This window comes from Halapricum sp. CBA1109, from assembly GCF_009741825.1.
Classification (GTDB): domain Archaea; phylum Halobacteriota; class Halobacteria; order Halobacteriales; family Haloarculaceae; genus Halapricum.
The window spans coordinates 22,351-28,861 of sequence record NZ_WPCA01000021.1 but is presented as its reverse complement, the minus strand read 5'-3'; the positions used below and the strand labels follow the sequence as shown (position 1 = coordinate 28,861).

Genomic DNA, 6,511 nt, shown 5'->3' with positions numbered 1-6,511 from the left:
ACGTCCTCGCCGCGGCGGCGTTCGACGCCGACCGCACCGACCAGTCGACGCTCGTGATCAGATACGTCACCGTCCGCGCGGACCGCCGCGGCGAGGGCATCGGTCCGCGACTGCTCGCGTTCGTCCGCGAGCGAGCGCGCGAGAACGGGTTCGAGCGCGTTCGCATCAACGTCAACAACGTCTACTCCTACGTCGCGGCGCTGAAAGCCGGGTACGGGTTCACGGGCGAGGAGACGGGCGTCGCCGAACTGTGTATGATCTGGCCCGCCGACCGGGCCGAAAACTACGACGCAGGACTGGCGCTGTTCGAAAAGCGGGACGTGACCGACGAGGAACGGCATTTTCTGGCCGAACGGCCGCCGGAGCCACCGGCGACAGTCGACCCGCCGTAGTAAACTGGAGCGGCGGGAACCGGGTACGGGGAAGGGAGAGACCGGCGGGCGAGGACGCGTCAGCGGGGACCACACTGCGGGGCGGCCGGGTCGTCGTGACCGGGCGTCACCAGTCCAGACTGGCGCCGCTCTGGTACTCGGTCACCTGCGTCTCGAAGAAGTTTTTCTCCTTGTTCAGATCGACCTGTTCGGACATCCACGGGAACGGGTTGTCGGTGCCGTAGGCCGTCGGCAGGTCGAGTTGGTCGAGTCGCCGGTCGGCGACGTGTTCGACGTACTCGGCGAACTGTGCGGCGCTCATCCCGAAGGCGTCCTCGGGACAGGCCTCGTAGGCGTATATCTGCTCTAAGTCGACGGCGTCGGTTATCAACTCCCGAATCTCATCGCCGAAGTCGTCGGTCCAGACGCCGGGGTTCTCCGTCCGAATCTGGTTGATGAGGTCGACGCCGAACCCGACGTGGAGAGACTCGTCCCGCATAATGTACTCGAACTGCTGGCCGATACCCTCCATCTTGTTCTGGCGTTTGAGTCCGAGCATCATCGCGAACCCGGCGTAGAAGAAGATGCCCTCCATCACGACGTAGAAGCCGACGAGGTCCCGGAGGAACTCCCGGACGTCGTCGTCGGTGTCGATGGTGAACTCGGGGCGGTCGATAGAGCGGGTCAGGTCCACGACGAACTCGTCTTTCTCCTCGATTGAGGGGACGCGGTCGTACATCCCGTAGAGGTACTCCGGGTCGAACCCCAGCGAGTCACAGCAGTAGATGAACGTGTCCGTGTGGATGGCCTCCTCGTAGGCCTGGCGCAGGAGGTACTGGCGGCACTCGGGGGCGGTCACGTACTCGTAGAGGGCGAGGACGATGTTGTTCGCGGTGAGGGACTCGGCCGTCGAGAAAAAGCCGAGGTTCCACTCGACCAGTTGTCGCTCGGCCGGGGAGAGGGCGTCGCCGTTCCACTGGGAGATGTCGTCCTGCATCGGAATCTCCTCGGGAACCCAGTTGTTGTTGACGCCCGCCTCGTAGTACTCGCGGGCCCAGTCGTACTCGATCGGTAGTATCTTGTTCGGGTCGTGTTCGGTGTCGGTGTTGAGTATAGGCATAGTCTTGCGTGTCACTGACAGGCGTCGCAGGTCGGGTCCTCGACGGTACAGAGGTCCTCGGTGTCTCGGCCGCCGTCCGTCTCGGCGTCCTCGCGGTGCTGGGTCTTCCCGTATTCGGACATGTCGACGGTCGATTTCTCTATCTGGGAGGCCCCGAGCGTCCGCAGGTAGTAGGTCGTCTTCAGGCCGAGTTCCCACGCCGTCGTGTAGACGTCGTCGAGGAGCGACCCGTCCGTCGAGGGGAAAAAGACGTTGTGCGAGACCGACTGGTCGATCCACGTCTGACGGTGGGCGGTCAGTCGGAGTTGGTGGCGCGGGTCTATCTCGAAGGCCCCGCGGTACAGTTGCTTGAGGTCGTCGGGTACCTCGTCGATGTCTTGGATGGTCCCGTCGTGGTATTTGATCCGCTCGACCATCTCCTCGTCCCACAGGTCACGTTCCCGGAGGTCCGCGACGAGGTGGTCGTTGATGACCGTGAAGTCCCCGGACATGTTGGACTTCACGTAGAGGTTCGAGTACTGGGGTTCGATAGACGGCGTCGTACCGTTTATTGTCGAGACGGTGGCGGTGGGTGCGATAGCCATCGTGTTCGAGTTGCGCATCCCGTGTTCCTCGACGTGTTCGCGCACCACGTACCAGTCGAGGGTCTCCGCCCGGTCGGTCGGAATCTCCCGGTCGCGGCTCTCTTCCAGCAGGTCGACGGTGTCCTGTGGGAGCAACCCGCGGTCCCACTTCGACCCCTCGTAGGAGGGGTAGGACCCCCGCTCGGCCGCCAGCCGAGAGGAGTTGAGGATGGCGTGGTAGGAGACGAACTCCTGCCAGCGGTTGGCCGTCTCGACCGCGGCGTCCGCGTTCATCGGAATCCCCACCTCCATCAGCGCCTCGTGGAACCCCATCGTGCCGAGGCCGACCGGTCGGTGTCGCATGTTCGACGCCTCGGCCTGTTCGGTCGGGTAGAAACACAGGTCGACCACGTTGTCCAGCATCCGCATCGCCGTCTCGATGGTCTCGGCGAGGTGGTCGCGGTCGAGTTCGCCGTCGCTGACGTGGGTGGCGTAGTTCACGCTCCCGAGGTTACAGACGGCGTGTTCCTCGGCGCTCGTGTTGAGCGTGATCTCCGTACAGAGGTTCGAGGAGTGGACCGTCCCGGCGTGGTCCTGCGGGGAGCGGACGTTACAGGGGTCTTTGAACGTGATCCACGGGTGGCCCGTCTCGAACAGTCGGGTGAGCAGCTGCCGCCAGAGGTCCTCGGCGTCGACGCGTTCGTACTGGGCGAGTTCGCCGGCCTCGGCCTGTCGTTCGTACTCCCGGTACCGCTTCTCGAACGCCGCCCCCGACGCCTCGTGGAGGTCGGGGACCTCCTCGGGGCTGAACAGCGTCCACTGCTCGCCGGCCGCGACGCGCTTCATAAAGAGGTCCGGGACCCACGCCGCGGTGTTCATATCGGGGGTCCGCCGACGCTCGTCGCCGGTGTTTCGCTTCAGGTCGAGAAACGCCGGGAAGTCGAGGTGCCAGCACGCGAGGTAGGCACAGGCCGCGCCGCGGCGCTTGCCCGACCGATTGATGGCGGACGTGACGTCGTTGCTGATGCGGAGGAACGGGACGACGCCGGTGGACTCGACGCCCGTCGACTCGATTCGGGCACCGCCCGCCCGGATGTTCGTCCAGTCGTTGCCGAGGCCGCCGCTCCACTTCGAGAGGAGCGCGTGGTGTTTGTACGAGTCGAAGATGTGTTCGAGGTCGTCCTGGACCGTCGTCAGATAGCACGACGACAGTTGCGGGTGGGTCGAACCGCTGTGGAACAGCGTCGGCGTCGAGGGGGTAAACTCCAGTTTCGAGAGGACGTCGTAGAACTCCTCGGCCCGTCGCTGCGGGTCGTCCTCCTCGAGTGCGAGACCCATCGCCACCCGCATCCAGAAGGCTTGGGGCAGTTCCAGATGGTCGCCCTCGGTCGTGAGAAAGTACCGCTGGTAGAGCGTCTCCATCGCCATATACTCCAGTTTCTCGTCGCGGTCGATGACGAGGTACTCCGCCAGCGCTTCGAGGTCGAAGGTGTCCAGCAACCGCTCCTCCAAGAGGTCCGCCTCGACGGCCCGTTCGAGGTTCGTGACGAACGTGGCGCGGTACTCGCGGTCTAAGTCGAACCCCGTCTCGTCCGAACCGATCACCTCGCGGTAGTACCGCTGTCGGAAGACCGACGCGGCGATGCGTTTGTACGCGGGGTCGCGTTCGATTCGGGCGGTAAGCGCCTGCAGGACCGCCTCGTACACCTCCTCCGTGGTCGCACCGTCGTAGAGGGTGCGGTCGACTTCGGTGACGAGTTCGTCGCAGTCGTCCGCCGAGAGCGTCGTTTCGTGGCCGGTGCGTGCGCGGTCGAGTATCGACCGTACGTCGGGCGTCCGTGTGTGCTGTGTGCTCATATGTTCGCTGGTGTGGCGTCTGTCCGGCAGGCACGGGCCGATAGCGACGGATCCCGGATCACCGATGCGACCGATGCCGGACGCCGTGCTGTCGGGCGTTGTGACTACGCGACCCGCCGGTTTCTTGGCCCCCAGACGCAGGGCGCGAGCGGTCGAACGGCAATCGAATCCGTGGGTCAGGAGCTACATAAGTTTTACCAGCCCAGTTTAGATAGAACAAGTGAGTTTGACAACAGGGCGAGACGGGGCCGTCGCTCGGGAGGAAAATAAGCGTGACTGCGTGAGCGGGCGGCAGACGAGCGACGACGTGTGATCGGGCGAGAAAGGAACGACGACGGCGAATGATCGGTGGGCGCTACTGCTCAAGCGGCGCGGACTCGAACAGCCGCGAGCCACACTCCCCGCAGTCGACGGCCGCGACCGGGTAGGAGCCACAGCAGGACTCGACCTCCTCGGTGTCGAAGGTCACGTCGTTGCCGCAGTCGGGACAGGTCTCTAAGAACAGTCGGAGGCCCTTCAGCAGACGGCTCCGGTCGGCAATCGAGAGGTCGTCCCACGCCTCGTAGCGGTCCATCAGCAGGCGCGCGGCGGCCAGATCGGCGTACAGCGCCGCCTCGGACTCCAGCAGGCCGACGAGGTTGCCGTCGACGAGAATCTTGTAAGCCTCGTTGTGGCTCTCGAAGGAGACGTCCGAATCCTCGATGCCGATGACGGCCCTGATCTCGTCCTCGCGGTCGGCGGTCGCTTTCACGTCCGCTATCTCCTCGTCCCACGCCGACCGGAACGAGTCGGTCAGCGACAGGTCGCCGTCATCGGCCGGTTGTAGCGCGTCGACCGCGACGAGGATCGACTCGGGGTTGAGCGGTTCGTCCGCGTCGGCGGGCTCTGATTCTGCCATCTCTGCCGAACGTTGGTGACACACACACGTAAATTCCACTACTCGATACCGTCGAACGGACGGGGTCGCTAGCTTCAAAGCGCTCTCGGCCCAAGAGCCACCGATGGGTAACGCAGCACTCCGTGAGCTAGCCGCCATCGAGGAGATACTTCGGGGATATCGAGGGGTCGGTCGTGGCCGTCGACGCCCACAACTGGCTGTATCGCTACCTCACGACGACGGTGAAGTGGACGAACGACGCCGTCTACACGACCGCCGACGGCGAGGAAGTGGCGAACCTCGTCGGCGTGGTCCAAGGCCTCCCGAAGTTCTTCAAGCACGACATCACGCCGGTGTTCGTCTTCGACGGCGCAGTCACCGACCTCAAAGACGCCGAGGTGTCCGACCGCCGCGAGAAGCGCGAGGCCGCCGAGGAGAAACTCGATGCCGCCCGCGAACGGGGGGACGACCTCGCGGCCGCCCGCCTCGAAGCCCGGACCCAACGGCTCACCGACACCATCGTCGAGACGACCCGGGAGTTGCTCGGCTTGCTCGACGTACCAGTCGTCGACGCGCCCGCCGAGGGCGAGGCCCAAGCCGCGGTGATGGCCCGCCGGGGCGACGTGGACTTCGCCGGGACCGAGGACTACGACTCCCTGCTTTTCGGCGCGCCCCGGACGCTCCGGCAGTTGACGAGCAAGGGCGACCCCGAACTGATGGCCCTCGACGCGACCCTACAGCGCCACGACATCACCTACGAGCAACTGATCGACGTGGCCATCCTCTGCGGAACGGACTTCAACGACGGCGTCCACGGCTACGGCCCGAAGACATCGGTGAAAGCAATCAAGGAACACGGCGACCTCTGGGCGCTGATCGAAGCCGAGGACGTCCACGTCGAGAACGCCGACCGCATCAGGGCGCTGTTCCGCGACCCGCCGGTCGCCGAGACGCCCGACCTCGATTTGGACCTCGCGCCCGACGTGGCGGCCGCCCGCGAGTTCGTCGTCGACACGTGGGAGGTCGACGCCGAGGAGGTCGCACGCGGGTTCGACCGCATCGAACAGTCCGTCGTCCAGACGGGACTGGACCGCTGGTCTTAGTCGCTCATCTCGGCGCGGATGTCGTCCATCCGCCCTTGGAGTTCCCGGATCTGCTCGTCGAGTTGGGCCTGACTCTGTTCTTGGAGTTCCGCCAGTTGTGCCTCGGTCTGGTCGAGGAACGACTCGGTCTGGGACTCTAAGTCCTCGTGGGCCTCAAGCAGGACGGTCAACTGCTGGTCCAAGGCGTCGACGTAGGCCTCGGCGGCCTCCTCGCCGGAGTCCAGCCCCTCCTCGGCCATCTCGATGGCCTCCGTCCCGGCCTCCTCGGCCGCGTCGAACTGCTCGTCGACGGCCTCCCGGACTTCCTCGATACCGGAGACGGACCCCGGCATCGCCGACTCGACGGCATCGAGGTAGGAGTGGAGGGCCCGCCGCGTCAGGTCCGCGCTCTGCTCGGTGGCCGTCTCCGCCCCGCCGAGGAGGCTCTCGTTGACCTGTCGCTGGAAGTCGATGCTCTGTCGGACGGCCTCGTTGCTCTGCTCGATTGTCCGCCGCTGTAACTCGAACGCCACACTGAGAGGGTTGTCCTCCGCCATAGGGGAGCTATCGGCGGGCTATCATATCAAACCCGACCACGGGCACAGCCGCGGAGGGCTTTTGACGCTCTCTTCCCAAGCGGT

General features: G+C 65.2%; 5 protein-coding genes and 1 pseudogene. 2 read left to right on the top strand and 4 right to left on the bottom strand.

The window, feature by feature from the left end; translation table 11 throughout:
• A partial coding sequence (locus tag GJ629_RS04185; RefSeq protein ID WP_157511886.1) for a GNAT family N-acetyltransferase occupies positions 1–392 on the top strand: 392 nt, incomplete at its 5' end.
• Between the two features lie 106 nt (positions 393–498).
• Here the strand turns inward: GJ629_RS04185 and GJ629_RS04180 are convergent.
• The 3 genes from GJ629_RS04180 to GJ629_RS04170 all read right to left on the bottom strand — a co-directional run bounded on the left by GJ629_RS04180 (position 499) and on the right by GJ629_RS04170 (position 4,809).
• On the bottom strand, positions 499–1,491 hold the full coding sequence (locus GJ629_RS04180) for a ribonucleotide-diphosphate reductase subunit beta (RefSeq protein ID WP_157511885.1): 993 nt from the start codon (positions 1,489–1,491) through the stop codon (positions 499–501).
• An 11-nt stretch (positions 1,492–1,502) separates the two neighbouring features.
• Positions 1,503–3,911, bottom strand: coding sequence for a ribonucleoside-diphosphate reductase subunit alpha (locus tag GJ629_RS04175; protein ID WP_157511884.1), 2,409 nt, complete (start codon positions 3,909–3,911; stop codon positions 1,503–1,505).
• A gap of 355 nt (positions 3,912–4,266) precedes the next feature.
• Positions 4,267–4,809, bottom strand: coding sequence for a hypothetical protein (locus tag GJ629_RS04170; RefSeq protein WP_157511883.1), 543 nt, complete (start codon positions 4,807–4,809; stop codon positions 4,267–4,269).
• A gap of 103 nt (positions 4,810–4,912) precedes the next feature.
• On the opposite strand from GJ629_RS04170, the pseudogene fen reads away from it, so the two are divergent.
• Positions 4,913–5,891, top strand: a pseudogene (gene fen / locus GJ629_RS04165) (flap endonuclease-1).
• On the opposite strand, the gene GJ629_RS04160 reads toward fen, so the two are convergent.
• Positions 5,888–6,427 carry a hypothetical protein gene (locus tag GJ629_RS04160; protein WP_157511882.1) on the bottom strand — a complete coding sequence of 180 codons (540 nt, stop codon included), beginning with the start codon at positions 6,425–6,427 and terminating at the stop codon, positions 5,888–5,890. The pseudogene fen and the gene GJ629_RS04160 sit on opposite strands and share 4 nt — an antisense overlap.
• Positions 6,428–6,511 lie beyond the last annotated feature (84 nt).